The organism is Halorhodospira sp. 9628, from assembly GCF_022228075.1.
GTDB classification, from domain to species: domain Bacteria; phylum Pseudomonadota; class Gammaproteobacteria; order Nitrococcales; family Halorhodospiraceae; genus Halorhodospira; species Halorhodospira halophila_A.
This window is the reverse complement of the sequence record NZ_JAJNRF010000009.1, coordinates 1-26,240: the sequence shown is the minus strand read 5'-3', so window position 1 is coordinate 26,240 and position 26,240 is coordinate 1. Positions and strand designations below refer to the sequence as shown.

Sequence of the window (26,240 nt, the reverse complement as noted above, 5' to 3'; positions counted from 1 at the left end):
TGGCGCCGCTCTCGGTGGCCAACGGCCCGGTTTCCCTGGGGCTGGTGCCTTGAAATTGTGCAATCGAAGCGGTACCGTTCAGCGCCTTTCCCCCGGGGCTGCCCCAGTTTTGTGCGTCCGAGCCCGTGCAGGCGGGGTGGTCGTGGCCCTTCGCACGACGAAACGGAGCCTGATTCCCCATGTCCCAACCCGAAACGGCGGGTAACCGCCAGGCTGTGCCCGAACGCGAGATTCGCGGCAACGAGCGCACCGTGATGGTGCTCTCGGGTGGCTTCGTCCTGGCCTTCATCGCCATGGCGGCGCTGGATCTGGACTGGCTGAGCGCCGCGGTGGACACCACCTTCGGTTACGCCACGCAGTACTTCGGGGCGTACTGGCAGCTGCTGATGCTCGCCACCTTCCTGATCGCCCTGGTCATGGCCTTCAGTCCGCTGGGCCGGCTGCGGGTCGGCAACGACCAGCCGGATTACAGCAACTTCTCCTGGCTGGCCATGATCATGGCCACGCTGCTCGCCGGCGGCGGCGTGTTCTGGGCGGCCGCCGAGCCCATCGCCCACTTCATGGACCCGGCGCCGCTGTTCGCCGCCGAGCTGGGCATCGAGGGCGGCGAGGAGGGGGCGGCCGTCCCCGCGCTGGCGCAGAGCTTCATGCACTGGGGCTTCCTGGCCTGGTCGATCCTCGGCGCGCTGACCGGCGGCATGCTCATGCAGCTCCACTACCACCGGGGCTGGCCGCTGAAGCCGCGCACGCTGCTCTACCCGCTCTTCGGCGAGCGCATCATGCACGGCACGCCGGGGGCGATCGTCGACACCTTCTGCGTGATCGCCGTGGTGGCCGGTACGGTGGGGCCGCTCGGCTTCCTCGGCCTGCAGGTGGCCTACGGGCTGAGCGATCTCTTCGGCCTGCCGGATAGCGTGTGGCTGCCGGCGGCGGTGCTGCTGGCGGTGATCCCCATCTACCTGTTCTCGGCGATCACCGGGCTGAACCGCGGCATCCGCATGCTCAGCCGCTTCAACGTGATGCTGGCGCTGTTCCTGGCCGCCTTCATCCTGCTCTTCGGCCCGACGGCGTTCATCATCGACGGCTTCGTCCAGGGCATGGGCGCCTACGTGGACAACCTGGTGCCCATGGCCACCTTCCGCGAGGATCCGGCCTGGCTGGACTGGTGGACGGTCTTCTTCTGGGGGTGGTTCATGGGTTACGGGCCGCTGATGGCGATCTTCGTCGCCCGGATCTCGCGCGGGCGCACCATCCGCCAGATCGTGCTGGCCATGTCGGTGCTCGCCCCTGTGGCCACCTGCTTCTGGTTCGCCATCGTCGGTGGCTCCGGGATCGCCTTCGAGCTGGCCACGCCCGGCGCCGTCTCCGAGCCGTACCACGAGGCCGGGCTGCCCGCGGCGATGATGGCGATCGCGCAGCAGCTGCCCTTCGGTGCGATCATCGCCGTCCTCTTCCTGGTGCTGACCACCATCTTCGTCGCCACCACCTCGGACTCGATGACCTACACCATCTCGCTGACCATGAGCGAGGGCGACGAGCCGGCCACCTGGCTGCGGGTCTTCTGGGGCCTGGTGCTCGGCGTGATGGCGATGATCCTCATGCTCATGGGCGAGGGCAGCATCACCGCCCTGCAGTCGTTCATCGTGGTCACCGCCGTGCCAGTGTCGCTGATCCTGCTGCCGTCGCTGTGGTACGCGCCGCGGATGGCGATGCACCTGGCTGACGGTGAGGAGCCGGCCATCGACGGTGAACCGGCAGACTCGCAGAAGCCGGCCGGGCGCTGAACGGCGCCCGACTCCGGCACGGAGTCCACCCACCCACCGGAACGGAGGGAGGTATCGCGGCCGTGGCAGGCGGATCCGAATACCTGCGGTTCATTTTGGAGAACCGCCGCTTCCTCGGATTCGGCCTGCTGGCCGCGGCCCTCTCCGGCTTCGGGCAGACCTTCTTCGTCTCGCTGTTCAGCGAGCCGATCCGCGCCACCTTCGACCTGGGCCACGGCGGCTTCGGCCTCTACTACGGCATCGCCACCCTGGGCAGTGCCGCGGCGGTGGTCTGGCTGGGTCGGGCGCTGGATCGTATCGACCTGCGCGTCTTTGCCGCCGCCACCGTAATCGGCCTGGCCGCTGGGGCGTTGCTGCTTGGTGTGGCGGAGCACGCGGCCGTTCTCCTGCTGGCACTCCTGCTGCTGCGACTCAGCGGCCAGGGGCTGATGACCCACATGGCCTTCAGCAGCATGGCGCGCTACTTCGACGCCCGGCGCGGCCGCGCCCTGGGCGTGGCCGCCCTGGGCCTGCCGGCGGCCGAGGCAGTGCTGCCGGCCAGTGCCGTGGTGCTGATGGCCTTCTTGGCGTGGCAGCAGGTGTGGCTGCTGGTGGCCGCATTACTGCTGTTCACCGGGCTGCCGGCGCTGCTGGTTCTACTGCGCGGGCACGGCACCCGGCGCCGACGCATCGAGCGCCTGGCCGATGAGCAGCCGGCCGGCGCCGGCTGGCGGCGCCGCGACGTGCTCCGCGACCGGCGGATGTGGTTCTACCTGCCCGGGGTGCTGGCCGCCCCCACGGCGGTGACCTTCCTCTTCTTCCATCAGGTCCACATCGCCGACACCCGCGGGTGGCCGCTGGAGCTGATGGCCGCCTCGTTCCTCGGTTTCGCCGCCGCCCACGTGGTGGGACTGCTCTTCGGCGGGCCGTGGGTGGATCGAATCACCGCCCGCCGCGCCCTGCCGCTGGCCCTGCTGCCGCTGCTCACCGGCCTGACGCTGGCTGCACTGTTCACCGGGGCCTGGGTGGTGCCGACCTACATGGTGCTCGCCGGCCTCTCCGCCGGCGTCGGTGCCCCGGCCATCAACGCCCTGTGGGCGGAGCTCTACGGCATCCACAACCTCGGCGGCATCCGCGCCCTGGCCCACGCCGCCATGTCCTTCGCCACCGCGCTCTCGCCGCCGGCAACGGGGCTGTTGCTCGACTGGGGGGTGCCGGTGGGTGTGGTCATCGGCGGGCTGGCGGTGCTGACGGCGGGGGCGGGGGTGTTGGCGGCCGCGGGGCGGAGGCGGGGTGCGACCATTTGAGCTGTCCAAATCGGCAGACAACCCCGCCCCGGAGCTTTTCCCTCACAGTGACCTGGGTTAACCTCAGATTTACTCGCCAGCTTAGTCGGATTTCTGGCTCAGGCGCGCCACCATTCAGCGCAGGAATGCTCGCATGAAGGGAAAGCAGCTGGTTCAGGGAGGAGAGGAGCCGCGCAGCAGCGGGCTCAGTGGCCTGTTGGCGCGCCTGCGTTCCGGCAGGCAGGCCCCCCGGGTTGGCGTCCAGATTCTCCGCACCGGGCAGGTCACGTTGGCCGCGTGCTCGCCCGATGGTGAGCGTCTGCTCGGCTGCGAGCGGCGCACCTGCGGGCCGGAGCAGGTCGGCGACACCCTCGCCGCCATGGTCGAGGCCCACGGCTTGCGCGGGGATCCGGCCTACATCGTCCTCGACGGCGAGGACTACGAGATCCAGCAGGTGGATGCCCCGGGCATCCCCGACGCCGAGCTGAACCAGGCGCTTCGATTCCGCCTGCGCGACGTCTCCTCGGTGCCCGTCTCCGACATGGCCGTCGCCGGCCAGCGTCAGTACGCCAACCGGCGCCAGCAGCCGGATCGCCTGGCCCTGGCCATGGTGGCCCGGCGCAGCCGTGTCCAGGAGCTGGTGGACCTGGTGGCGTACGCCGATCTCGAGCCGCGCGCCGTGCTTGGCCGGGAGACCGTGCTCCACGACGTCGCCACCCATGTGCCCGGGTCCGGGCATCCGATGCTGATGGTCCACCTGGGCGAGGACGACACGGTGATGACCTTCAGCCGCGCCGGGCAGCTGGTGTTGGCGCGTTCCCAGGGGGTCGGCCTGCGCCGCTTGCGCGAGGAGGGCGACGAGGCGGTCCAGGCCCTGCTCCGGGAACTGCAGCGTACGCTGGACTACCACGACTCGCAGCTTTCCCAGCAACCGATTGACCGGATCCTGATGGTTCCCGCCGGTGGGCAGGCGGAGCTGGGCGAACTGCTCGAGCAGCTGAGCCAGTCGCTCCCCGTACCGGTGGCCCGGCTCCAGCTCCAGCAGGTGCTTGAGACGCAGGTGGACGGGGCGACGCGGCTCGACGACGCCACCCAGGGCCACTGCCTGCTCGCTGCCGGGGCCGCGCTGCCACGCGCCAGCCAGAGCGACGTCTCGCTCTACCAGCCCCCGGTACGGCAGTTCGACCCGCTCGCCCCGGCCTCGATCATCGGCTACGCCGCGGCGGCGGCCGTGCTCCTCGGTGTGGTCAGCCTGGTCCAGGGGCGGGTGCTGAGCGGTGCCGAGGACCGTCTGGCCGAAGTCGAGGCCGAGCAGGAGGCGCTGCTCGAGCAGGTTCAGGCCCTGGAGCAGGAAGTGGAAGAGGCCCGGGCGCCTTCGGAGGCCCTGGTCGAGCGCCGGGATACGCTGGAGGCGCAGCTCGGCACGCAGCGACAGTTCCTGGAGGAGCTGCGCGGGATCCACCCCGAAGCCATGGCCGGCTTCTCGGAGACGCTCGAGGGGGTGGGACGCCAGGAGCAGGAGGCGCTGTGGCTGACGCGCATGCACTTTTCGCCGCAGGCGGGCGAGTTCCAGGGGTACGCGCTGGACGCCGCCGAAGTCACGCAGTTCTTCGAGCACCTCGGGATGCAGCGTGAGTTCCAGGGGTGGAGTTTCGACCACCTTGCGCTCGACCGGGTCACCGGTCGCAACGGCGAGGCGGCCGGCATGCGGGCCTACCGCTTCGACGCCGCGGCGCAGCGGGGAGGTGAGCCATGAAGAGGGCGCTGGCGCGCAGCCCGGTGGTGGCGCAGGTCACGGGTGCATGGGATCGGCTGAACCAGGCGCTCTGGCAGCGCACCGTCCGCGAGCGGGTGCTGGTCGGCGTGGCGCTGTTCGCGGTGATTGCCGCGCTCTGGTACTTCTACCTCCATGAGCCGCAGCGTCAGGCGCTGGAACAGGCGCGGAGTTCGGTGGAGAACGCCGAGAACCAGCTCCCGCAGCTGCGGGCGCAGATCGAGGAGCTGGAAGCCGAGCGCGACGCCGACCCCGATGAGGCCATTGAGCGGGAGATCGCCTCGCTGGAGGAAGAGCTCGAGGCGGTTCAGCGCCGGATGGCTGAGGACATGCCCGATTTCATCGAGCCCGGTGACATGCGCGGCGTGCTCGAGGCACTGCTGGCGCGCCGCGACGATACCGAACTGCGGGCGTTCGAGCGCCTGCCCGCCGAAGTGGCCATGGAGGCCGAAGATGAGAACGGCGAGACGCTGAAGGCGTATCGGCACCCGGTGCGGATGGTCTTCGAGGGCGACTACGAGGCCACGCTCCGGTTGCTCGAGGAGGTGGAGAACCTGCAGTGGCAGTTTGCGTGGGAGGAGCTGACCTATGAGGTCGAAGAGTACCCGCTCGGGCGGGTGGAAGTCCGCCTGCACACGCTCAGCGGGCACGAGGCCTGGCTGGATCTCTAGGCTCGCCGGGTCGGTGCTGGGGCTTGTCATCCTCGGCGCCGGCACAACCGCGGCGACGGCCGGGCCGTTCGATCCGACCCAGCCGCCGGCGATGACGCCGGGTCAGCTGCCCCCGCACCTGCGCGACCGTGTGCAGATGCCCGGCGCCGCCGCGGGCGCGCAGGAGGAGCCGGCCACGCCGGTCCACGAGGATCTGCGCATGGTCATCCAGAGCGGAACGTATCACCCGGAGGTGAACGGATCGGCGGCGTTCTTCCGCGATGCCTGGTACGTGCCCGGCCAGGCCGTGGGCGAGGCCGATCTGTTCGGCACGCGTCGCCACGGCGCCGATGTGGATTACGAGGACGGGCGGCACTACGTGCCGGTGGTCGATCACGGGGTCGAGAAGACCCGGCGCCTGCCCAGGGATTTGCCAGGAGAGAAAGCCAAATGAGCGCAGGGAACCTTCTTCGCCACGCGGCCCCGGTCGCCGCCACCCTGGTGTTGATCACCGGATGTGCCAGCACCAGCGTGCATGACGACGAGGAGCGCGCCGCGGAACGCAGCCAGCAGGCCCAGGAGCGCCTCGATCCACAGGATCGCAGCGAACCCCAGGCCGATGACGGTGAGGCGGTGCCGGAAGAGATCGAGGCCGCGCTCTCCGAGGCGCCGCCGATCCATCCCCTCGACCTCCAGGCCGAGGAGCCGCGCTTCGACATCACCGCCGATGAGGTTCCCGCGCGGGCCTTCTTCCACGGCCTGGTCGAGGACACCCCGTATAACGTCGTCGTCCATCCGGAGGTGGAGGGCGAGATCTCGCTGAGCCTGGACGACGTCTCGGTCCCCGAGGTGATGGATACCCTGCGCGAGTCCTACGGCTACGAGTACCAGCGTACCCAGGTCGCCTATCTGGTCCTGCCGGCGCGCCTCGAGTCGCGGATGTTCAACCTCGACTACCTCAACGTCGACCGCGAGGGCGACTCGGGCACCCGCATCTCGGCCGGGGACATCACCGATGATGACGATGACGTCGCCGGCAGCCAGCTGCGCACCCGGTCGCATTCCAAGCTCTGGAAGGACATCGAATCGGTGATTGAGCGCATGATCGCCGATGAGGAAGAGGAAGGCGCCTCGGTGGTGGCGAGTTCCGAGGCCGGCTCGCTGGTGGTGCGCGCCAAGCCGAGCACCCTGGGCCAGGTGGAGCGGTTCATGGACCGCCTGCAGACCAGCCTCAATCGCCAGGTGGTGCTCGAGGCGCGGATCCTGGAGGTGGAACTCCGCGACGAGTTCCAGGCCGGGATCGATTGGGGGTTCGTCGGGCGCATGAGCGGAGAGAACCTGAATATCGGTGTCTCGCCCGGCTCAGGTTTCGGGCTGGATGCCGATGACAACTTCGGAATCGATGTTGCGCGCGATACGCGCGGCTTCGACGGCCTACTGCGGGCCCTGGATCAGCAGGGCGACCTGCAGGTCCTCTCCTCGCCGCGGGTGTCGACGCTGAACAATCAGAAAGCGCTGATCAAGGTCGGGACCGACGCCTACTTCCAGACCGACGTGGACATCGATACCCGAATCCGCGACAACCAGGCGCTGACCGAGGTGGATCCGGAGTTCGAGCCCTTCTTCTCGGGGATCTCCCTCGACGTCACCCCCAACATCACCGAGGAGGGGTGGATCACCCTGCACGTCCAGCCGGCGGTCACCGATGTGGACCAGGTGACGCGCAGCGTCAGTCGCCCGACCGGAGATGGTGGCGATACCGAGGACATCTCCTTCGACCTCGCCCGGATTGATGTCCGGCAATCGGACTCCATCGTCCGGGCCCGGGATGGCGACGTGGTGGTCATTGGCGGTCTCATCGAGGAGCGCGACCGGCAGGTGACCTCGCAGGTGCCGCTGCTCGGCAGCATCCCCTTGTTGGGCTGGTTCTTTACGCAGGAGGAGCAGCGCACGAGCAAGTACGAATTGGTCATCCTGCTCCGCCCGCGCCTGGTGGAAGAAGGGGCCTGGAGCGGCGAAGTCGACAGCCAGATGGAGCGCCTCGATGAGTTCTACAGGCTTCAATAGCAAGCGGCGGATGCGCCGCCGGGGCGCCCGGCTTACCGCCGCCGTGTTAGGCCTGGCCGGCGCCAGCGCGGTCCTGGCGGAGAGCGCGGCGGTTCCCGCCCCGGCAGAGGGGTTGGACCCGGCCGAGGCCGGGTTCATCGAGGAGCTGGCCGACGAAATCCCCGAGGACGAGCTCGACGCGCTGGTTGAGGACGCTCCGGACGGCGCGGCCCGCACCGCAGACGAAGGTGCAGCGGCCGAGCTGGACGAGGCTGTATCCGAAGGGGGCGCCGAAGCGGACGTCGAAGCGGAGGAACAAGCGGGCGCGTTCAGTCGCCGCCCCACCGAGCGCAACCCCGGCGAGCGGGCGCGGGTGCTGGTCGATCAGGCCCGGGAGCACCTGCAGGCCGGGGAGGTCTACGACGCCGCTCGTACCTACCGCCGCGCCCTAGATCTGGACCCGGAGCAGCACGTGGCGCGGCAGGGGTATGCACGCATCCTTGCCGCGAGCGGCCGGCAGGAGCGCGCCCGTGAGGTGCTCCGGGCGGGGATTGAGATCGCGCCCGGGGATCAGGCCATGGCGCGCTTCTACGCCGCTCTGGCCCACGAACTGGGCGACCCCGGGTCAGCCATCGCGGCGCTGGAGCAGGTGCGCGAGGCCGCAGACCGCCCGCCGGGCAGCGTTGAGGCGCAGCTGGCCGGGGTGCACCGCAGCGTCGGGCAGCACGAGCAGGCGCTGGCGCTTTACGAGGAACTGCTCGAGCACGAGCCCGGGAACCTGCGCTGGCAGCTGGGCGTGGCCGTGACCGCCGACGCCGCGGGGCGCACGGACCGCGCACGGGCGGCCTGGCAGGCGGTGGTGGATGCCGGCCCGGATCGCGACGAGGTGGCGGGGCACGCACGTTCGCGGCTCGAAGCGCTGGAAACGGAAACCGACGCCGAATCGTAGCGGCAGGAGGGCGCTATGCTGCGCAGGAAGATCCGCCTCGGGGATCTGCTCGTCGAGCAGGGTCTGATCAGCCAGAAACAGCTGCAGACCGCCCTCGAGCAACAGCGCCAGAGCGGTGAAAAGCTCGGCCGGCAGCTCATCGACCTGGAGTTCGTCAGCGAGGATCAGATCCTGCGAGTGCTCTCCGAGCAGCTCGAGGTGCCCTGGGTCAATCCCAACGACTACTTCCTGGACGCGGATGTCTCCGGCCAGCTGCCGGAGAACTACGCCCGGCGTTTTGCAGCCCTCCTGCTTGAGGAGACGGCGCAGGACTTCCTCGTCGCCATGGCCGACCCGAGCGACCTGATCGCCTACGACGAACTCCAGCGGGTGCTGCACAAGCCGGTCCGGGTGGCGGTGGCCCGGGAGTCCTCGATCCGCGAGCTGATCAACCTCGTCTACCGCCGTACTGAAGAGATCAGCAACATCGCCGAGGAGCTCGGCCGCGAGTTCAGCAGCGCCGATGATATCGACCTCTCCACCCTGCCGGTGGGCGAGGGCGGCGCCAGCGCGCCAGTGGTGCGCCTGCTCCAGTCGCTGTTCGAGGACGCGGTCCAGGTGGGGGCCTCGGACATCCACATCGAGCCCGAGGAGCGCTCGCTGCGCATCCGCACCCGGCGCGACGGCGTCCTTCAGGAGCAGATCTTCCGCCAGCAGAACATCCACGCCGCGCTCGTCTCGCTGCTCAAGCTCATGTGCGGGCTGAACATCACCGAGCGGCGCCTGCCCCAGGACGGCCGCTTCCAGGTCCGCGTCCACGGCCGCAGCATCGACGTCCGCCTGTCCACGCTGCCGCTGCAGCACGGTGAGGGCGTGGTGATGCGCCTGCTCGACCAGACCGGCGGCGTGAGCTCTTTGGGTGAAACCGGCATGCCGGAGGACCTGCTCCAGCGCCTGCGGCGACTGATCCATATGCCGTACGGCATGGTGCTGGTCACCGGGCCGACCGGTTCCGGCAAGTCGACGACGCTCTACGGGGCTTTGTCGGAGATCAACCGGCCCGGCGTCAAGATCATCACCGTCGAGGATCCGGTGGAGTATCGGGTGCCGCGGATCAACCAGGTCCAGGTCCGCGAGAGCATCGGTCTGACCTTCGCGCGGGTGCTACGCACGACCCTGCGCCAGGACCCGGATATCGTCATGGTCGGCGAGATGCGTGACGAGGAGACCGTGGACATCGGCATGCGGGCGGCGATCACCGGCCACCTGGTCTTCTCCACCCTGCACACCAATGACGCCGTCTCCACCGCCAACCGCCTGCTGGACATGGGCGCCGAGCCGTACATGCTCGTCGCCGCGCTGCGCGCCATCCTGGCCCAGCGCCTGCTGCGCCGGATCTGCACCAAGTGCCGGCAGCCCTACACGCCCAACGATCAGGAACACGCCTGGCTGCAGAGCGTCTTTGGCGAGGACGCCAGCCGGGTCCAGCTCTACCACGGGCGGGGGTGTCCCTCCTGCAGTCAGACCGGCTACAGCGGGCGGATCGGCGTGTTCGAGCTGCTGGAACTCAACGCCGACATGATCGAGGCCCTGCGCCAGGGCGACCAGTCGGGCTTTGCCGCCGCCTGCGCCGCGGACCCGGGGTACCGGCCCATGAGCCATGTCGCCCTGGACTACGCGCAGCAGGGGGTGACCACCCTCGAGGAGGTCTTCCGCGTGCTCGGCGAGATGGACGAGAGCACCATGCGCGACGAGAACCGGGCGGTTCAGGTGCAGGCCGCCGAGGAGAACGCCCACGGGGCGAGCAGCGCCGCCGGGACGGGGGCCGCGCCCCAGGCGCGCCCCTCGGAGACCACTGCAGGGGACTGATCGGGAGGGGGCATGCCGAATTTCCGGTACCGGGGCCGCGCACAGGACGGCCGCGAGGTGCAGGGCCGTATCGAGGCCCCGAACCGCGACGGCGCCATTGACGAGGTGCTCTCACGCGGCGTGACCCCGATCTCGGTGGAAGCCGCCGGCGGTGACGGGGGCGGCGGCAGTGGCCTCAACATGGACCTCACCGAGCTGCTTGAGCAGTACAACATCGGGCAGAAGGTCACGCTCGAGGAGCTGGTTACGTTCGTCCGCCAGCTCAGCGCGCTCCTCCACGCCGGGGTGCCCATCATCCGCTGCCTGCGCGGGCTGGCCGAGAGCGGCAGCAACAAGCGCCTGAACCGGGCGCTGGAGGAGATCGCCGCCAGCCTGGAGAGCGGCCAGTCGCTCAGCCAGGCGATGGGGCGGCACGACGACATCTTCCCGACCCTGCTCATCGCCATGGTGCGCGTCGGCGAGGACTCCGGCCAGCTGGAGGAGTCGCTCAACCGCATGGCCGAGAACCTGGAGCAGGAGCGTGTCACCCGGCAGCGGGTCAAGCAGGCGCTGCGCTACCCCACGTTTGTCTTTATCGCCATCGCCATCGCCCTGGTGGTGGTCAATATCTTCGTCATCCCCGCCTTCAGCGACATCTTCGAGCAGATGGGGGCGGATCTGCCCGCGGCCACGGTGGCGCTGATCACCACCTCCGAGTTCATGGAGGAGCAGTGGCTCTACCTGCTCATCGGGGCCGTTGGGGCCTACTTCGCCGCGCGGGCCTACCTGCGCTCGGAAAACGGCCGCTACCTCTGGGACCGATTCAAGCTCCGCTTGCCGGGCATCGGCAAGATCCTGCAGCTGGCGCTGCTCGCCCGCTTCGGCCGGACCTTCTCGATGGCCGTGCGCTCCGGCGTGCCGTTGCTGCAGGCGATGGACTCCGTGGCAGAAGCCACGGATAACGCCTATATCGGAAGGGGCATTCGGACGCTGCGCGACGGCATCGAGCAGGGCGAGAGCCTCCACCAGGTGTCGGTGCGCAGCGGGCTGTTCACCCCCCTGGTGCTGCAGATGCTCGCCGTGGGCGAAGAGACCGGCCAGGTTGCGGACATGATGGACCACGTGGCCGATTTCTACGAGCGCGAGGTCGAGGCGGACCTGGAGAAACTCTCCTCCTACATCGAGCCGTTCGTCATCGGCTTCATCGCCCTGCTGGTGCTGGTCCTGGCCGCAGGCATCTTCCTGCCCATGTGGCAGTTGGGGACCGAAGCCCTTTAGGGGGCCGTAGTCCCGTCAGCGCAAAGACAGTCCGCCCCCCGGGCAAGCCGGGGGGAATGAGGTAGACCATGAAAAACGAAGTGCCGCGCCTTCCATCGGCTCCGCGTGCCCCGGCCCTCCGCCGGCGCCAGCGGGGCGTCACGCTTGTTGAAATCACCCTAGTTCTCATCATCGCGAGCGTACTCGTCGCCATCGCTGTGCCGAATTTTGGTGGGGCGCAGGAGCAGCTCGACCTAGAAGAAGTACAGAGCCGTCTGGCATCGGATCTACGGATTATGCGGCAGGATGCCATGCGGTGTGGAAACCCTGATAATGACCCGCCGTCGATCAGTTTTGATGGCAAGGTTAACGGGAACGAATACGATTGGCGAATAAATAGTTCTGGATGCCCCGGCGGGATAGATGTACAGCGTAGATGCGAGGACTTTTCAGCCGATTTTAATTGCAAAAATAATTTTACTATCGACTATGATGAGACTATCGAATTTAAATATCCATATGGCGAGGTGGATAGCGAGCACGAAATAACCATTAGCTCAGGAGATGAAGAGGTGAGCATCTGTCTTGACGGCGACTCCAGCGCGGTGCAATCCGATGAATGTTCGTAAGATTAAGAGTGGGCCAAAGAAGCAGTCAGGATTAACCCTGCTGGAAACGATTGTAGCAATCCTCGTCTTGGGGTTCGCTATGGCCGGTCTTGCCGCTGTGGTGCCCCTTTTCCAGTCGCTGGATGATGTTGATGACATCGATCGCTTCGCACGGAAAGCCCAGGGTTGTGCCGAGGTCATCCTCGCTTGTCACCGTGCCGTAGGAGAGGATGCTTTTGACGGTTCAAATGTTGAAGGGTTAGATGAATGCGGCGGTTTAGACGATGACGATGAAGATATCACTGTTGACGATCTTCTCGATACCGGTACCGGTAATGACTGTGACATTGACGTAGATTTAGACGCCTATTGCGGTAATAACGATCTTGGCATTGAGGTGTACTGTAATGTTGTAGGTGATGATTACACTGAGTTTATGATCACCAGCGATGTGGATGGAGCATCGCCGGTTTACTTTGGGTTGCCGGTTACAGACTAAGGGCGGTCAATAAGATGAAAGATACGCAGACACCGTTGCCTAAAAGACTTTGCAGCCAGCGAGGAACAGCGGGTTTTACCCTCCTGGAGCTAGTCATTGTCCTTGCTCTTTCATCTTTGTTGGCCGTTCTGATAGCGCGACCTTTAGCTTCTGTGTTTGAGGTGCGAACAGTTTTTCAGGACGAGGTCACCACGAAAGAAGAGCTGAATTATGCGCTTCAAAGAATGAGTCGCGAGGTAATGGTGGAAGCATCAGGTCCGGGGAAATGCCCAGATTATGATGAGGATATATTGGTCGGGGTTGGTGAAGAGTGGCGGCCAGATGATTTGACCTGCGAGGAGTATCAAATCGAAGCCCCTGATCGTGATGGTGATATATATCTCTACGAATTGATTTTTGAATTTGATGCTGGCGAGAACGTGAAGACGGTTGTTGGGACACGGAACTACTAGATTTGTGATCCTTTCGGAGAGGGGTAAGGCTATTATGTTAAGACAACAAAAAGCTCGAGAAGCGTCCGTGCGGGGCGACCAGGGCGGGGGAGTACTAATCATATCGGTCTTTGTCCTGCTCGCCGTCGGCGCGATATCAGCCACGATGGCGGCTCTGTTGACGGGTAGGGCAGAGACGAGCTCGGTGCTCCTTGATGATGTTCGTGCATTCTACGCCGCTGAGACGGGCTCGTTACTCGGGGTTCAGATGGAGGACCGGGACGCCGTACACGCTTTCGGGGATAGGGAGCCGGTGGGATTCCATTTCGACGGTGCACCGGTTGGCGTGGAAGACGATGATCCGGTGTTCAGGTTCACGGGGCTGGATGCGGCGTCGCGAGATCAAGCCCGAGCCGAGCATGTGCTCGATGTCGGGCTCCCCATCAACCGCCTGTCCACCGATGCCATCACACAGCATCTAGCGGATCAGCAGGCGTGCCTCGAGGATCTCGATTTTGGCTGGTTCGAGGTAGACGAGATATGCCCGGGGGATCCGCTCTTCTACTGGATTGCCCACCTGGTCGATCCCGCGGGGTATGAGTCGGACGTGGGCCTGGAGCTGTACGGCAACCGCCTGGATATCCCCCAGGGCGCTGATGAGGTCCATTTCCAGCGGCCTGTGCTTTTCGAGGACTCGGTGACCATCAGTATCGATTCGGCCGCGGCAACGCGGGCGGATATTTACTTTGACGAAGGCGTGGTGTTTGGCGGGGACGCCACCCTGCTGGTCGAGGGACAGGCGCAGCAGCAGAGCGGCTGGACCGATTTCGAGTTCCGGGATACGGCCGTCTTCCGCGGTGATGTCCACCTCTTCAGCGGTGACGATAGCCTGTTGGCGCTGGGTGAGCCACCAACGGAGTACTGTGCCGAGTGGGGGTTGTTGGGGTGGTGTGCTCGGTCCGAGGACTATGATCCCCCGCGCGACTTCGATCGCCTGCGTTACTCGACGCTATCGTTCGGGGGCGACGTCTATTTCGGCCACGATAACGCCCCGGAGCTGCCGCTCGTCCATGATACCGGGCGCGCAGGGAGTATGGATTCTGGTATCTCTTTCGACGGAGATGTGTTCACTAAAGATAAGGACGGCTGGGCCAGCTATGCGGACAATGACATCGACTATGTGCGTGGGGGACCTGAGATAACGGGCAATGTTATCTGCACGGATGAAGAACTCCCCGTGAGCTGCGATCCGGAGTTCGCGGTGGGTGACGTGGATGGTATAGTCCAGAGTTGGTCGTACCGCGAGTGAGCTTGTAAATTGCTCATTCGCCGTTGCCTATCGCGGTAACAGTGAGAGGCGGGCCGCTCCATTCATGCCTGAATTACGATGAAAAGGGACAATGAGCGGTCCACCGCAGTTGACCCTATGGTCCGCGCCCAGGATCCGGCTGGGGTGCGGACACAACTCGCCTGGACGCCAGCTACTTGAGTCTCGGGCCGGGAGACCGTGAGCACTTCTCCGATGAGCCTCGTTATGCCGGAGTCTCCGCGACGGTCGCGCCGTAGAGCCCCGGCATGGCGGAGTCTGATCGCTCCCACTGTAGGTGGTCACCTTAGCGGTCCGGAGGTGAGGCAGCGGCAGTGATGAAGGCCGAGGGTCCGTGGGGCGGTGGCCATTCGACACCTAAGGCACGTCGGCCTGAAGGCCCGCAACGAAGGGGGTCTGAGAGACAGATGTCGAGGATCCACGGACCCCAGACCCCCCAAGAAATGCTCCTCATCCATGAGCGCATCCCAGCGCTGCGCCTAGAGCTCGGTCTCCGCCGGGATCCAGGACAGCCGCCCGAGCTCATCAAGCAAGCGCGGCCACGGCCAGCCCGTGATCGAGGCGGGCACATGCTGCCCAATGACATGGCCCTCCGTATCCATGCCGAAGCATGCTACGCCCCCTCAAAGCGGGTGTCCAGACGAGATTTGTCCGCATCCCAGGTACATTAAGAGCTGCTAATACTCGCCCCATGGTGTACTGGCTTCCACGTCGATAGGGTTCTGGTCAGCCGACAGTCGCGAGTGGCGCTGGCAATCTTCTTCCGTGCCTAGGCATAGGTAATCCAGCTCAATGGAGTCCCCTTCCCATGCAATGGTGAACCTGGCGCTCGGGTGGTTGATTTGCTCTTTGGTAACCCCTGTCATCTCGACGGCGTAGTCGTACCCAAGCTCTTTCAGATCTGCTGTGCGTGCGTGTGAAGAGACGAACATTCTTTCTCGGTTTGCGTCTTCGCTGTCTTTTTCGTTTTTTTTGACCTTGCCCAATTGTCGCAAACCGAAATCTTTGACGACTCCCTCGGAGCGGGCGCTGAGACTCAAAAAGAGGTACCAACTCTGGTCGGCAGGAAAGTCCTCCTTAATTAAGCTATCAACCGGTTGGTTGCGATTGAAAGAATCTCGTCCGGAGCCGCTGCTTAACCAAAGGCGGGGGGGGTCGAGATCGGTATTAAAGTCCCGCGGGTTGCCAGCGGAAAGGTTGGTCCAATAGTTTTCGCCGAGGAGGGATCCAGCCGGGGCATGCCCTCTGTTTTCGAGTAGTGCGTCCGTGAACACCACCTCCACCGTTCTTTGGGCGCGAGCGTTTTCCTTGTCGCCTTCCGGAGTCCAGCCGGTAATGGTGACGAGGCAATTTTCGTCGGGAGAGAGCCCAGCTGATACGGAGAAGTTTCCACCTTCGTCTCCCTCGAATGCGGGCGTATGTTCAGAGGTCCAGTCGTCGAGCGTTCCGCACATCTGCTCGACGTCCGAGAGGTCCGGGTTGTCGCGCAAGAAACCACTGGTTCGTTCCAAACCGCTCTCGGCCGCGTACAGGGCGCGAACACCATCCCGTTGTGTGTCGCTGGTGACAATGTCGGTAAGGAGGGTGGTGGTCAGTGCCGCGACCCCGGCACCGACGAGGACGAGGAGGAAGATGAGCGACACGAGGAAAGCCCCGTGCTGCCGCGGGTGCCCGGTGAAGCGAGTGCCGTGATTGTCCATGTCGGGCCCTGCCTTGTTGCTACTGGCGGGGGAATACAGAGGCGCTGATTGACGTTTCGCCGCCGCGCCTACCGTCGTTGAGTTCCATGCGCCACACATATCCTCGGTCGTGCTCGTTCTCGAGGGGATCTTCATTCAGTGTTAGGTCGACAGAGGCAAAGTCGCAGGAGCCGCCATCATCGAGTTTCGCCAAGGGGACTCCATTGCGCCGCAAGTACCCATCGGCCGTGCGGTACTCGTAAATGACCTCGCGGGTCGCGCCGTTAAGGATCTTCTTGGTGAACACCAAACGGCACTCGCCAGCGGCGAGATCGTCGGCCTGGTGGGGCTTCTCGGTAGCCATTCGCATGTCCCGAACCCAGCGTTCCGTCGCCAAGGTCAGCTGTCGGGAGATATCGGCCTCTCGTTGCGCGTCGGTCCAGACGCCGAGCGCTCCGCTGAAGATCCCAGCCAGCACGCCGGAGAGGATGCCCGCAAGGATCAGCACCAAGACAAGCTCTAACAGCGTGAAGCCGCGCTGGTCACGTTTCCGGGGAGGCACAGTAGGCGCTACGTCCACTTCCCGTTCCTCTTTCATGGCCGTTGCTCGAAGTCCACGACCGTCATCCGGAGGGGCTCAGTGCCCCAGCGCGATGTCACCGGTTCCACCTCGAAGACGTAGAAGTTGTCTTTAGGTCCCTCCAGCACTTCAAGGCGTACCTTTTCTTTCAAGCCATCGGCCAACTTAATACGATTGGCCAGCTCGTCCGAGCTGAGCCCGACGAGAGCCTCCCGCGGGTCATCAGAGAACAGGTCACCATAGCGCTTTGCCGCGAGCATATGCTCCATGGCCGTCTGCATGAGCTGGGTATTCTGGGCGTAATCACGATCAAGGCCGATCTGCGGCAGCAGCGCGCGCCACCAGTTGGCAAGAGCCGTTACGACGATGCCCAGAATGACGAGCGTGACGATCAGCTCGAGGAGGGTGAATCCTCGGGTTCGAGTCGGCGGACCGGTGCGTCTTAGGACTCGCATGGGCGAGTCTCCACATAGCCAGTTTCCACGTAGATACAAAGGCGGCTCTCATCGCCGTTGCGTCGGAGGCTAAGAGTCACCGACTCCCCACCGCGTACCACACGCCCGTAAGCGGATTCGAAGCACAAGGGCTCGCCCCCGAGGTCGAGTGAGACACCGTCGAGCGGGCGGGCGGTTGAGCCGTCCGCCCAGGAGCTCGAGGTACCGTCGATTTCCAGGTGGTAGGCGTCGTCCTCCGAGGGCATCACGCAGGCGCGTGCGCCGCGGTTCATTGCCTGGGCCTGGGCGTAGCGAAGATCCGCTGCCAGCCGGTCCTTCTGCCCCAGCCCGACGCCCTGTGGCCAGGCCCCGACCGCCACTGAGGCCAGGATGCTGAGAATGACCAGAACGGTGACCAACTCAATCAAGGTCATCCCCTGGCAGTTGCCTGGGACCATGCGGAGGGGGTGCGGCAATCGCTGCCATCCAGACGCTGTACGATCCTGTCCGCTCATGTGTTGTGCCCGTCCCCACCCTAGAAGCGGCGCACCCCTGAGTCCCAGCCAGAAGCCGCTCGATCTCGATCAACCTTCAGCATAGCATAAGCAATGGAGAAATCATGGGAATTTTGTTCCGTCAAAGCTGACTCGTAGGTGTTGAGCATCCAAGTCCGCGTCGACCTCTGGGTTCTAGCTGCGTAGATGATTGTTGGAAGGAGGCGCGATCAAGTAACGAAAGGCTTACGATACTCCTGAAAGCAATAAAGCACGGCAGCAAGAAGCAATGTGGCTGCGATGAGTTCTATGGATTCTTCGACGAGGCCATCCATGAACTCGAAGGAAGAGATGGCGGTGCAGGTGTAGACCTCGTCACTCCAGGGTAGAGAGATTGTGCGGCCTTCTATGAGGCGTTCCTGGATCCAGGAACCAACAACTCTGTACCAGTCGCCAATGTTCCGTGTGGCCGATGCAAAGGCGATGAGGCCATAGATGGGGTAGCCGATCAGTAGAAGGCGTCTGGCGAGCTTGGGCAGCGTTCCTGAGCGTAGAATAAGGAAGAGAGCCAGGAGCATCACGCTGGCTAAGAAGACGTAGTAGCTAAGCTCTACGGTAGCTTGAAGAACAGGGGTAGTGCTGTCGATCTCCAAGATGTTGCGGGTTATGTAGTGGCGGGTGTTATGAGCGTCTTCAAGGTATAAAAGAAGGAAACCTGCGGCGAGAACCCACCAGCCTGCTGTAGGTTGGTGGCTTTTGGCTTGGTAGGCGAGGCAACCAGCGCTGAAGACGAAGCCTAGAGCGAGGTAAGCATGTTGAAGAATCTCGACCGGTCCGGCTTCTGTGAAAAAATAAAATGTTGTAAATGTATCGAAGTGGCTAACAAGGTTAATATTATGGCAGAAGTCGGATAGGAACGCTCCGGTGTAACCAATGATTAAAAAGAAGGTGGTGAACCAGAAGAGGATCTGAGGTTTGTAATAGCTCATGCGAATATTAGAGGTCAATAATATTGCGGGCCACCCGAAGGTGGCCCGCAATATTATAATTACTCATAAAAGGTAGGTGTTTTTACGAATCTTCAACAACGGCGCATCGGGCCTCGTTATTATCCGGATCATCTAGAGCATTCTGAGGAATACGAAAATCCGCAACGAGGTCGTCATTATCGGTGTCGTCGTTCCAATCCCTGATAGTGTAGTTGTCTAAGTCGGGCATGCTAATCGTAGCAATCCCCAGATCGTCGCCGCTGTACCAGCCGGAGGGATCAAGACTGTCACCCGCTGCATCATTAAAAATGTCACAACGCAAGTCGTCGTTCCAAGTTGTACCACTACGCGTGCGGACACCGACGTCTACTTCAGACAATGCACTATTAATGGAGCTGATGGCTGAGGTGACCTCAGCTCGCTCCTGAACACCCAGAAACTGCGGCACCGCAATCGCGGCGAGAACACCAAGCACTGCCAACACGATAACCAGCTCAATCTTAATTAAATTATGACCGTTCGAAAAAGCTTGCAGGTTCAGACACCTATGCTCGCGGGCAGAGCCGTGTGAAGCCGCACCTATCCTATGCCTAACAGTAGGCCCTCCTATCGCGTCGACCGAATGCAACCTTGATTTCAATCATGAGGCGGACAAAGTATTTTGTAAACTGAGCTATAGAGGGAAAAGGCAGCCGACGCATTAGGTCAAAACCACCTATCATGTGCATATGCGACCGAGAAAAGAATATCATTATTAAAAATAATCAGCGATAAGTCGCCTTGTTTCTATTAACGTTCCGGTAGAGATTATTATAAAGAATCTTCGGCATTTGTTTTAAAGAAACATAAGCAAAACAAAAAATAAAAGACGGCAACTAACGGAAATAGCGAGTTCATCTTGAAAACCGGAACACTGCCTCTATAATGGACCTTCGTCACGCCATAATGACGTAGCCGAAGCCAGTGGGGGTGCGCCGTGTCATCGAAATTAACGGAGACGTTTATTAAAAAGAAAATTCAAGAGGTCCAGAAAGGATCGAAGAAAAAAATAATTTCCGATGAAAGAATCAAAAACCTGATCGTAGAGATCAGACCTAGTGGTAGTGCCAGTTATTTTTATCGATACCGAGATGCAGACAACAACATTAGGCACGTAAAGATCGCGCGGTTTGAAGAAATAAAACTAAAAGATGCTAGGAGCGCAGCCCAAGCGAAGGCGGCCAAAATAGTTAGCGGGGAAAACCCGAACCCCCAAGATGAAAAAATAAAAAGACGACAATGTCCAACGCTAAAAGATTTCTTCAATGAAGTCTACATGCCTTATTCAAGGGCGAACAAGAGAAGCTTTGTCACGGACCAACAGTTAGTAGGAAAACACGTTCTTCCTTATCTTGGAGATCGCAAACTAATTAATATTTCGAAGAAAGACGTTGAGAAGTTTTTGGACGTGTTAGCGGAAAAGGGACTAAAGCCATCCACCAGGAAAAGAATTGTGGCAACGTTGTCACATGTCTACACCATAGCTATGGAACAAGAAATACCTATGGTTACCGGTAACCCGGTCAAAAAAGCCAAGAAGCCAAAGGTTTACAATGAAAAAGAGAGGATTTTGTCGAAGGACGAAATCGAGAAACTTTTAAAAACCGCTAAAAAGCACAAGCACCCTCACCTACACAATATAATAAAGCTTTTAATTTTGACAGGAGCGAGAAGGTCTGAGGTGCTTAATGCCCGGTTTAGTCAGTTCAATTTGCAAGAACAGGTCTGGTATGTAAACGGAAAATCTGGACCACGAAAGGTGATGTTACCTAATTCCGCTGTAGACCTTGTTTGCAACATTACGAGAAAGGATGGGACTGATTTGCTGTTTCCAAAGCCAGGAACTCGCGAGCCATATAAGTGTATCAATGATCCTTTTAAGCGGGTTTTGCGTAAAGCAGGCTTGGATGAAAATATTCGAGTGCATGACCTTCGCCACACTTTTGCTTCATTAACTTTAAAGAGTGGCGCTGGGCTTCCGGAAGTGCAAAGACTTCTTGGGCATTCTTCGATAAACACCACCATGAGGTATATACATCTGCTAGATAGCGATTTGAAAAAGTATAGCAATGCTGTTGCGGAGAAAATCAATGCGTAGGCAGGGTCAGCAAAATGACCCCTCATCTCAAAGTCAGAAGAAGATGAGGGGTCTTTCCCCATGTTCTAGCAAAAGGGTCAACAAAACAACTTCGAGCAACTTTGCATCTCACCCTCATCATCTACTCAGAAGCTCTGTGCGGCTCTCTGTGGCTTCATTGCAGGGGAGGCAGTGCACCCCTACCGACCCCCTCCGTTAAACACAGCTATTGCCTTCTCTATCCATTCCCTAGGAAAAATAGAAGTCGTCCCAGACTTCATCACATCCAGAAAGTCATATCAGCTTATTATACCTCCCATCAAGATTCATCAAATCGAAGGCGAAAACTTCTGATCCAACAGAACCAAGCTGTTTCGTTAAGTACTGATAAAGAGCCTCGTCATTGTATATATGCTGGAAGCTTGATTCAAAAGAGTAAAAGTCTGGTTTCCCTGTTCTTTGATCAACATTGTTCCAAGTCTTTTCTAATATATATTTGAACAACTCTTCATTCCCGCATCTCCTTATTTGGCTATCCGTAGATAATTTTTCAAGGAAATCCCCAATTATCAAATGAACATGGTAACCATGATATTGTGACTTCTCTATAAAAACCAACCATTGAAGACTTTTCTTAGATCTTTTGCCGAAGATTTCATTATTGAGGTTCTTCAGGAATTTGCTAACAACATTTTTGGACTCTTCGTAGGATGTCATCTCATTCCTGAAAGTTAATGTTACGAAGTATTCCCATTTTATGTTGTTGAGGTTAGAGACCGTAGTTAACCAGTTTGTTATCTCTGATCTTGCAAATTTTTTCTTGTTAGCTTGAACAAGCTCCTGGTTAGGTAAGATCTCTGTGAAATCTTTTTTATTAACGATTTCATCAAATGCTTTATGTTGGCAGTGTTTTTTATTTTTAAGAAGGCTATATTGATGTGATTGCTGATGTATCATGTTTTATTCTCCTTTGTTCATTATTTCTTCATAGTTATCAATAATTTAGACACTATTAAACCAAGGAAAGCTCTCAAGTAGCTTTCGCGGTTTCATTTATTGTTGAGGCCCAACTAACGTCAACAACCAATCGCCTATAGCGTTAGAGGTTGCTCAACTTGTTAATAACATCGTTCAAAATCAAAAACAGGGAAGGTAAGCAAGACAGCAAAGAGGAAGGGAGCATCTATAAAATTATCTGGCTTGCTAAAAGAAAGTGATATCTAAATGGCCTTAAAAGACAGTAGGCGCCTATCTGTCATAAATATTTATAGCAAAAAGAAAATATACGAAATGAGCAAAGAAAATTTTTATATCATCATCGCTGGTGAAGAGATCGGGGCAGACGAGCTTGTAAACGGTCAAATGGCTGCAAAGATAACAGGCTTATCTGTCCGTCAGCTTCAGAGGCTTCGTCTTGAAGGGCGTCTTCCATATTACCAGTACTCAGACAACTGTATTCGCTACCTTGTGCGAGACATCGTTGAGTTCTCTGAATACTCAAGGCATGAGAAAAACTAATGATAATAAACTTCTATCATGGCTGCGTGCAGCAACTCATGCAAAGTATGGTTGGATAGCTCAATGTCTTCGTGGAAGCAATAGTACGATATATCAATAAAAGTTTGTTCCGGTGTAAGGCCGTGGTGCAATAAATCAACAAATTTCATATAAACAAACGCCCAGTCTTCAAATTTTTCTTTCATTGTTCCTCCTTTTGTTGTGCGTGTTCCAAAAAATTTATATTAATGTTATTCTGCTCCTTTTCCGCTCTAGAGATTCCAAGTATAATTGGTTCAGATTCTCGGTCAAGAGACGCAAGAGAAATTGACCAGGAAGGAATTTTGTTATAAAGATTTTCTGAACAAAAAGGGGAAGGTTTATATTAATACTATTGTTGGCCGCTTATGTTCTGGAATTTCGTGATAGCCCTTGGTGTTCCGTCAATGGCAAAAGGTGTTTGTATTAATAATTTCGGGTTCAGGTTGTCATCAAGATGTTTGTACGAAAGAGAGATAGAAGAGCGGGGCGAGAAAAGAGAGAATGGATTAATTATTTTATCGTAGAGAGGGAAGAGAGCGATAATAGGAAAGATCGAATCTCACGACGCTGAGATCTTTGAAGAACGAGTTTGAGATCAAGATACAAAAGGCTTACGATATTCCTGAAAGCAATAAAGCACGGCAGCAAGAAGCAATGTGGCTGCAATGAGTTCTATGGACTCCTCAACGAGGCCATCCATGAAGTGAAAGGAAGAGATGGCGGTGCAGGTGTAGACCTCATCACTCCAGGGTGGAGAGATTGTACGGCCTTCTATGAGGCGTTTCTGGATCCATGAGCCAACCACCCTGTACCAGTCGCCAACGTTCCGTGTGGCGGATGCAAAGGCGATCAGGCCATAGAGGGGATAGCCGATCAGAAAAAGCCGTCTGGCAAGCTGTGGTAGCGTTCCCGAGCGGAGAAGGAAGAACAGCGCCAGGAGCATCACGCTGGCTAAGAAGGCGTAGTAACTCAGCTCTATGGTAGCTTGAAGGAGCGGCGTTTCGCGGTCTATGTCAAGAAGGGTGCGGGCAATGTAGTGACGAGTGTTGTGGGCGTCTTCGAGGTATAAAAGCAGGAAGCCCGCGGCGAGGATCCACCATCCTGCTGATGGTTGGTGATTCTTGGTTTTATAGGCGACGCAACCAGCGCTAAAGACAGCGCCTAGGGCAAGATAGACGTGTTGAGCCCTTTCAACAATACCGGCTTCATCAAAAAAATAAGAAAAAACCCAGTCATGAAAGATATAATGAGATGTTAGGCCGCAAAAATCACTAATGATGGCGCCAAGGTAGCCCGCTAGTAGTATTACGATTGTGGTAAGGAGAGCGGGGCGGTGGAATGATATTGCGAACATTTTCATATTTTAATATATACGAAAAAAAAGTGGCCACCTAGAGTTAGGTAGCCACATTAAGCAGGACCAAACTAGTTGAGACTACGACGTACCGCCATCGTGGAGGTAGCAGGTCTCGGCATCGCCGCCGGTGGCAGTCCCGGGAATAGTTACGCTGCTCGCATAATCGCCATTGTTGTCGTCAGCATACCAATCCCAATCGTCGTCGGAAAGGTTCGGTTGTGGTATTACTGACAAGTCGTTGCCTTCGTACCAGCCATTTGGATCAAAATCGTCATTTGAATTAGGGTCGCCAAGTTGATCGCAGGGCTCACTTTCAAAGACAGTCTCCCAATCAAGATCTCTCCGCGTACGAACCTGGGAGTTCGCGTCAGTGATAGCACTGGCTACGGCGCTGCCAAAAGTAGCTGCGCTAGCTCGTTCCTGAATTCCCGTGAACTGAGGCACCGCAATCGCGGCGAGGATGCCCAAAACAGCTATGACTATGACCAGCTCAATCAACGTGAAGCCTTCTTCACGCTGACGGCGGCGGCGGGGCTCACTGCTCAGGCGGTGGACGTACTGCTTGGCCAGGTCGACGAGGCTGACCGTGCGGGAGTGGCTGGATCGCTCCATGCTTTCCTCCATCGGGCTACTCTCCTGCTTTGGTTCGGCCGCGTACGGCCGGTCGGTTACTGCATAGCGCCCGTGGGGGAGGCGGGCACGAGACTGCAGTAAACCTATAGTAAACGTGGGAACTGGCGATGTGAAGCGAGGCAAGCGCGCGATACCGCCCCGGAGCGTGTCAAACCGTCGCGGGAAGGGATGCCGGGTGGCTATCCGCCGGGGTGCGCAGTGGTCTATGCTGGACCGGTCGTGGGTCGGTCGGCTCGCGGCGCCCATGAAGGCTACGGAGAAGGCCGCCCATGGTACGGATTGACCGCTGGCTGGCGCTCGCCCTGACGCGCTGGCAACACCCCGCGGGGCTGCGGCGTTGGCTGGCGGTTGCGGGGATCGCTGGGCTCATCGCCGCGGCGACCTTCCTGGTCTGGGAGACCGGCGGTATCCGGTACGCGTTTTCCCACGTCATGTATGTGCCCGTGCTGCTCGGCGCCGCCCTCTTCGGCGCTGCCGGCGGCGTGGCCGCGGGGCTCGCCGGCGGGCTCGCTCTGGGGCCGGGGATGCCCATCGATACCGCCACCGGCGAGATGCAGGACCCGGTCAACTGGATCTACCGCACTGCCTTTTTTGTCTTTGTCGGCGGTGTGGTGGGCATGCTCGGTCAGGCGGTGGCCCGCCTGCTCGGCGAGGACCCGGTCAGCGGGGCGCCGAGCCAGCAGCCGCTACGCCAGGCGCTAGAGCGGACGCTGGAGCCGCCGGTGTCCGGACACGCCCCGCGGCGCCTCTCGGTGCTGGTGGCCATCTTCGACAACTACACCGAGCTGGTGAACACCTTCGGCCCGGAGGTGGGCGTGCGGCTGATTGGTGGCGTGGTGCAGCGGCTCCAGGCCTCGTGCCAGGGCGATGCCGGGGTCTACCACCTCCACGGGGAGCGGTTCGCGGTGGTCGTCGACGGGGAGCGGCTGGATGATGTCCGAGCGCGCATCCGCGCGCACTCTATGGAGCCCCTGGTCGCCGATGGGGTGCCGCTCTACGTGAACCTGACCTTCGGGCGGGCCGATCATCCGGAGCACGGCGCCAGCGCCGAGGAGCTGATCCAGCGCGCGACCATCGCCGCCGATCTGGCCAGCCGGCGGGGCGAGCGCGAGCGCGTTTACGATGCCGGCAGTGATCAGACCAGCCGCGAGAACCTGGTGCTGCTCAGCGGCTTCCGGCGTGCGGTCTCCCACGGTGAGCTCTGCCTCTACCACCAGCCCAAATGGCACCTGGAGCAGGAAAGGGTGGTGGGTACCGAGGCGCTGCTGCGCTGGCAGCATCCGGAGCACGGCCTGTTGACCCCGGTGCGCTTTATCCCGCAGCTGGAGAGCAGCCACCTGATCCACGAGCTGACGCCCTGGGTGGTCTCCGCCGCGCTGCGCGATCTGGCCGAGCTCCAGCGCGATGGTCGCCCCTGGCACGTGGCGTTGAACCTCTCCGCACGCAACCTCAACGACGACGGACTGATCGGCGATCTGGAGCGGGCCCTCGCGGAGACCGGCACCTCGCCAGAGCAGCTGGAGGTGGAGGTCACCGAGTCGGCGGTGCTCGCCGACCCGCAGCAGGCCCGCCGGGTGCTCGGGCGGCTGCGGGACTGGGGGGTGGGGGTGGCCATCGACGACTTCGGCGCCGGGCAGACGTCGCTGGGCTACCTGCGCCGTCTGCCGGCGACCAGCCTCAAGATCGACCGTGCCCTGATCCAGGAACTGGCGGGGCCGTCGTCCGACGGCCGGGTCGTGGAGTCGGTGGCCGGCCTGGGTCGTCGGTTGGGTATGGAGGTGGTCGCCGAGGGCGTGGAGGATCGCGCCACCCTGGCCATGGCGCGCAGCGCCGGGTGCGATATCGTTCAGGGGTACGGGATCTGCCCACCGCAGCCCATGGAGACCATTCGCGAGGCCTTTGCGCGGGAGCGCTCCGGCCAGGCGCAGGACTTTGCAGTGGGGTCATCGCCGGAAGCGTGACGGGCGGCGAGACCATGCCGAAGGAAAGCTGAAAAAAACTG

General features: G+C 60.7%; 26 protein-coding genes. 16 read left to right on the top strand and 10 right to left on the bottom strand.

Annotated elements, in window-relative coordinates; genetic code table 11:
• The first annotated feature begins 179 nt into the window (after positions 1–179).
• The 13 genes from LRG10_RS09705 to LRG10_RS09645 all read left to right on the top strand — a co-directional run bounded on the left by LRG10_RS09705 (position 180) and on the right by LRG10_RS09645 (position 14,399).
• Positions 180–1,784 carry a BCCT family transporter gene (locus LRG10_RS09705; protein ID WP_238635408.1) on the top strand — a complete coding sequence of 535 codons (1,605 nt, stop codon included), beginning with the start codon at positions 180–182 and terminating at the stop codon, positions 1,782–1,784.
• A 62-nt stretch (positions 1,785–1,846) separates the two neighbouring features.
• Complete coding sequence (locus tag LRG10_RS09700) at positions 1,847–3,070, top strand: MFS transporter (protein WP_238635406.1); 1,224 nt, start codon at positions 1,847–1,849, stop codon at positions 3,068–3,070.
• A 133-nt stretch (positions 3,071–3,203) separates the two neighbouring features.
• Positions 3,204–4,805 (top strand): hypothetical protein, encoded by a 1,602-nt coding sequence (locus tag LRG10_RS09695; RefSeq protein ID WP_238635404.1) that lies wholly within the window; start codon positions 3,204–3,206, stop codon positions 4,803–4,805.
• A complete protein-coding gene (gspM, locus tag LRG10_RS09690) occupies positions 4,802–5,494 on the top strand; it encodes a type II secretion system protein GspM (RefSeq protein ID WP_238635402.1) in 693 nt (230 codons plus the stop codon). Before LRG10_RS09695 ends, gspM begins: the two co-directional genes overlap by 4 nt.
• Before the next feature lie 13 nt (positions 5,495–5,507).
• Positions 5,508–5,927 carry a hypothetical protein gene (locus LRG10_RS09685; protein WP_238635401.1) on the top strand — a complete coding sequence of 140 codons (420 nt, stop codon included), beginning with the start codon at positions 5,508–5,510 and terminating at the stop codon, positions 5,925–5,927.
• Positions 5,924–7,540 (top strand): pilus (MSHA type) biogenesis protein MshL, encoded by a 1,617-nt coding sequence (mshL, locus tag LRG10_RS09680; protein ID WP_238635399.1) that lies wholly within the window; start codon positions 5,924–5,926, stop codon positions 7,538–7,540. Before LRG10_RS09685 ends, mshL begins: the two co-directional genes overlap by 4 nt.
• Positions 7,518–8,468 carry a lipopolysaccharide assembly protein LapB gene (locus tag LRG10_RS09675; RefSeq protein ID WP_238635397.1) on the top strand — a complete coding sequence of 317 codons (951 nt, stop codon included), beginning with the start codon at positions 7,518–7,520 and terminating at the stop codon, positions 8,466–8,468. Before mshL ends, LRG10_RS09675 begins: the two co-directional genes overlap by 23 nt.
• Before the next feature lie 15 nt (positions 8,469–8,483).
• Positions 8,484–10,316 carry a GspE/PulE family protein gene (locus LRG10_RS09670; protein ID WP_238635395.1) on the top strand — a complete coding sequence of 611 codons (1,833 nt, stop codon included), beginning with the start codon at positions 8,484–8,486 and terminating at the stop codon, positions 10,314–10,316.
• A gap of 12 nt (positions 10,317–10,328) precedes the next feature.
• Positions 10,329–11,573: a type II secretion system F family protein gene (locus LRG10_RS09665; RefSeq protein ID WP_238635394.1), complete on the top strand. Its 1,245-nt coding sequence runs from the start codon at positions 10,329–10,331 to the stop codon at positions 11,571–11,573.
• 68 nt (positions 11,574–11,641) lie between these two features.
• Positions 11,642–12,181 carry a Tfp pilus assembly protein FimT/FimU gene (locus LRG10_RS09660; RefSeq protein WP_238635392.1) on the top strand — a complete coding sequence of 180 codons (540 nt, stop codon included), beginning with the start codon at positions 11,642–11,644 and terminating at the stop codon, positions 12,179–12,181.
• Positions 12,168–12,659 carry a prepilin-type N-terminal cleavage/methylation domain-containing protein gene (locus LRG10_RS09655; RefSeq protein WP_238635390.1) on the top strand — a complete coding sequence of 164 codons (492 nt, stop codon included), beginning with the start codon at positions 12,168–12,170 and terminating at the stop codon, positions 12,657–12,659. Before LRG10_RS09660 ends, LRG10_RS09655 begins: the two co-directional genes overlap by 14 nt.
• A gap of 14 nt (positions 12,660–12,673) precedes the next feature.
• Positions 12,674–13,111 carry a prepilin-type N-terminal cleavage/methylation domain-containing protein gene (locus tag LRG10_RS09650; RefSeq protein ID WP_238635388.1) on the top strand — a complete coding sequence of 146 codons (438 nt, stop codon included), beginning with the start codon at positions 12,674–12,676 and terminating at the stop codon, positions 13,109–13,111.
• Between the two features lie 4 nt (positions 13,112–13,115).
• A complete protein-coding gene (locus LRG10_RS09645; RefSeq protein ID WP_238635386.1) occupies positions 13,116–14,399 on the top strand; it encodes a hypothetical protein in 1,284 nt (427 codons plus the stop codon).
• A 695-nt stretch (positions 14,400–15,094) separates the two neighbouring features.
• Here the strand turns inward: LRG10_RS09645 and LRG10_RS09640 are convergent.
• The 6 genes from LRG10_RS09640 to LRG10_RS09615 all read right to left on the bottom strand — a co-directional run bounded on the left by LRG10_RS09640 (position 15,095) and on the right by LRG10_RS09615 (position 19,077).
• A complete protein-coding gene (locus LRG10_RS09640; RefSeq protein ID WP_238635384.1) occupies positions 15,095–16,117 on the bottom strand; it encodes a pilus assembly PilX N-terminal domain-containing protein in 1,023 nt (340 codons plus the stop codon).
• Positions 16,118–16,136: 19 nt separating this feature from the next.
• Positions 16,137–16,694 (bottom strand): prepilin-type N-terminal cleavage/methylation domain-containing protein, encoded by a 558-nt coding sequence (locus LRG10_RS09635; protein WP_238634186.1) that lies wholly within the window; start codon positions 16,692–16,694, stop codon positions 16,137–16,139.
• Positions 16,691–17,131, bottom strand: coding sequence for a type II secretion system protein (locus LRG10_RS09630; protein ID WP_238634187.1), 441 nt, complete (start codon positions 17,129–17,131; stop codon positions 16,691–16,693). The genes LRG10_RS09635 and LRG10_RS09630 overlap by 4 nt, the downstream gene beginning before the upstream one ends.
• Complete coding sequence (locus LRG10_RS09625) at positions 17,119–17,568, bottom strand: Tfp pilus assembly protein FimT/FimU (protein WP_255772216.1); 450 nt, start codon at positions 17,566–17,568, stop codon at positions 17,119–17,121. Before LRG10_RS09625 ends, LRG10_RS09630 begins: the two co-directional genes overlap by 13 nt.
• Before the next feature lie 266 nt (positions 17,569–17,834).
• Positions 17,835–18,593, bottom strand: a complete 759-nt coding sequence (locus LRG10_RS09620) for a hypothetical protein (protein ID WP_238635379.1) — start codon at positions 18,591–18,593, stop codon at positions 17,835–17,837.
• Between the two features lie 82 nt (positions 18,594–18,675).
• Positions 18,676–19,077 (bottom strand): hypothetical protein, encoded by a 402-nt coding sequence (locus LRG10_RS09615; protein WP_238635371.1) that lies wholly within the window; start codon positions 19,075–19,077, stop codon positions 18,676–18,678.
• A 492-nt stretch (positions 19,078–19,569) separates the two neighbouring features.
• Between LRG10_RS09615 and LRG10_RS09610 the strand changes: the two genes are divergently transcribed.
• On the top strand, positions 19,570–20,730 hold the full coding sequence (locus tag LRG10_RS09610) for a tyrosine-type recombinase/integrase (RefSeq protein WP_238635369.1): 1,161 nt from the start codon (positions 19,570–19,572) through the stop codon (positions 20,728–20,730).
• Positions 20,731–21,003: 273 nt separating this feature from the next.
• Here LRG10_RS09610 and LRG10_RS09605 read toward each other — a convergent pair whose 3' ends face one another.
• Positions 21,004–21,666: a hypothetical protein gene (locus LRG10_RS09605; RefSeq protein WP_238635367.1), complete on the bottom strand. Its 663-nt coding sequence runs from the start codon at positions 21,664–21,666 to the stop codon at positions 21,004–21,006.
• A 333-nt stretch (positions 21,667–21,999) separates the two neighbouring features.
• Here LRG10_RS09605 and LRG10_RS09600 point away from each other — a divergent pair, with 333 nt between their 5' ends.
• Positions 22,000–22,227 (top strand): helix-turn-helix domain-containing protein, encoded by a 228-nt coding sequence (locus tag LRG10_RS09600; protein ID WP_162549336.1) that lies wholly within the window; start codon positions 22,000–22,002, stop codon positions 22,225–22,227.
• On the opposite strand, the gene LRG10_RS09595 is transcribed toward LRG10_RS09600, so the two are convergent.
• The 3 genes from LRG10_RS09595 to LRG10_RS13170 all read right to left on the bottom strand — a co-directional run bounded on the left by LRG10_RS09595 (position 22,224) and on the right by LRG10_RS13170 (position 24,229).
• On the bottom strand, positions 22,224–22,412 hold the full coding sequence (locus LRG10_RS09595; protein ID WP_238635365.1) for a hypothetical protein: 189 nt from the start codon (positions 22,410–22,412) through the stop codon (positions 22,224–22,226). The two genes, LRG10_RS09600 and LRG10_RS09595, sit on opposite strands and share 4 nt — an antisense overlap.
• A gap of 431 nt (positions 22,413–22,843) precedes the next feature.
• Positions 22,844–23,608, bottom strand: a complete 765-nt coding sequence (locus LRG10_RS09590; protein ID WP_238635363.1) for a hypothetical protein — start codon at positions 23,606–23,608, stop codon at positions 22,844–22,846.
• 75 nt (positions 23,609–23,683) lie between these two features.
• Positions 23,684–24,229 carry a Tfp pilus assembly protein FimT/FimU gene (locus tag LRG10_RS13170; protein WP_274519784.1) on the bottom strand — a complete coding sequence of 182 codons (546 nt, stop codon included), beginning with the start codon at positions 24,227–24,229 and terminating at the stop codon, positions 23,684–23,686.
• A gap of 278 nt (positions 24,230–24,507) precedes the next feature.
• Between LRG10_RS13170 and LRG10_RS09580 the strand changes: the two genes are divergently transcribed.
• On the top strand, positions 24,508–26,199 hold the full coding sequence (locus LRG10_RS09580; RefSeq protein WP_238635361.1) for a bifunctional diguanylate cyclase/phosphodiesterase: 1,692 nt from the start codon (positions 24,508–24,510) through the stop codon (positions 26,197–26,199).
• The last annotated feature ends 41 nt before the right edge of the window (positions 26,200–26,240 follow it).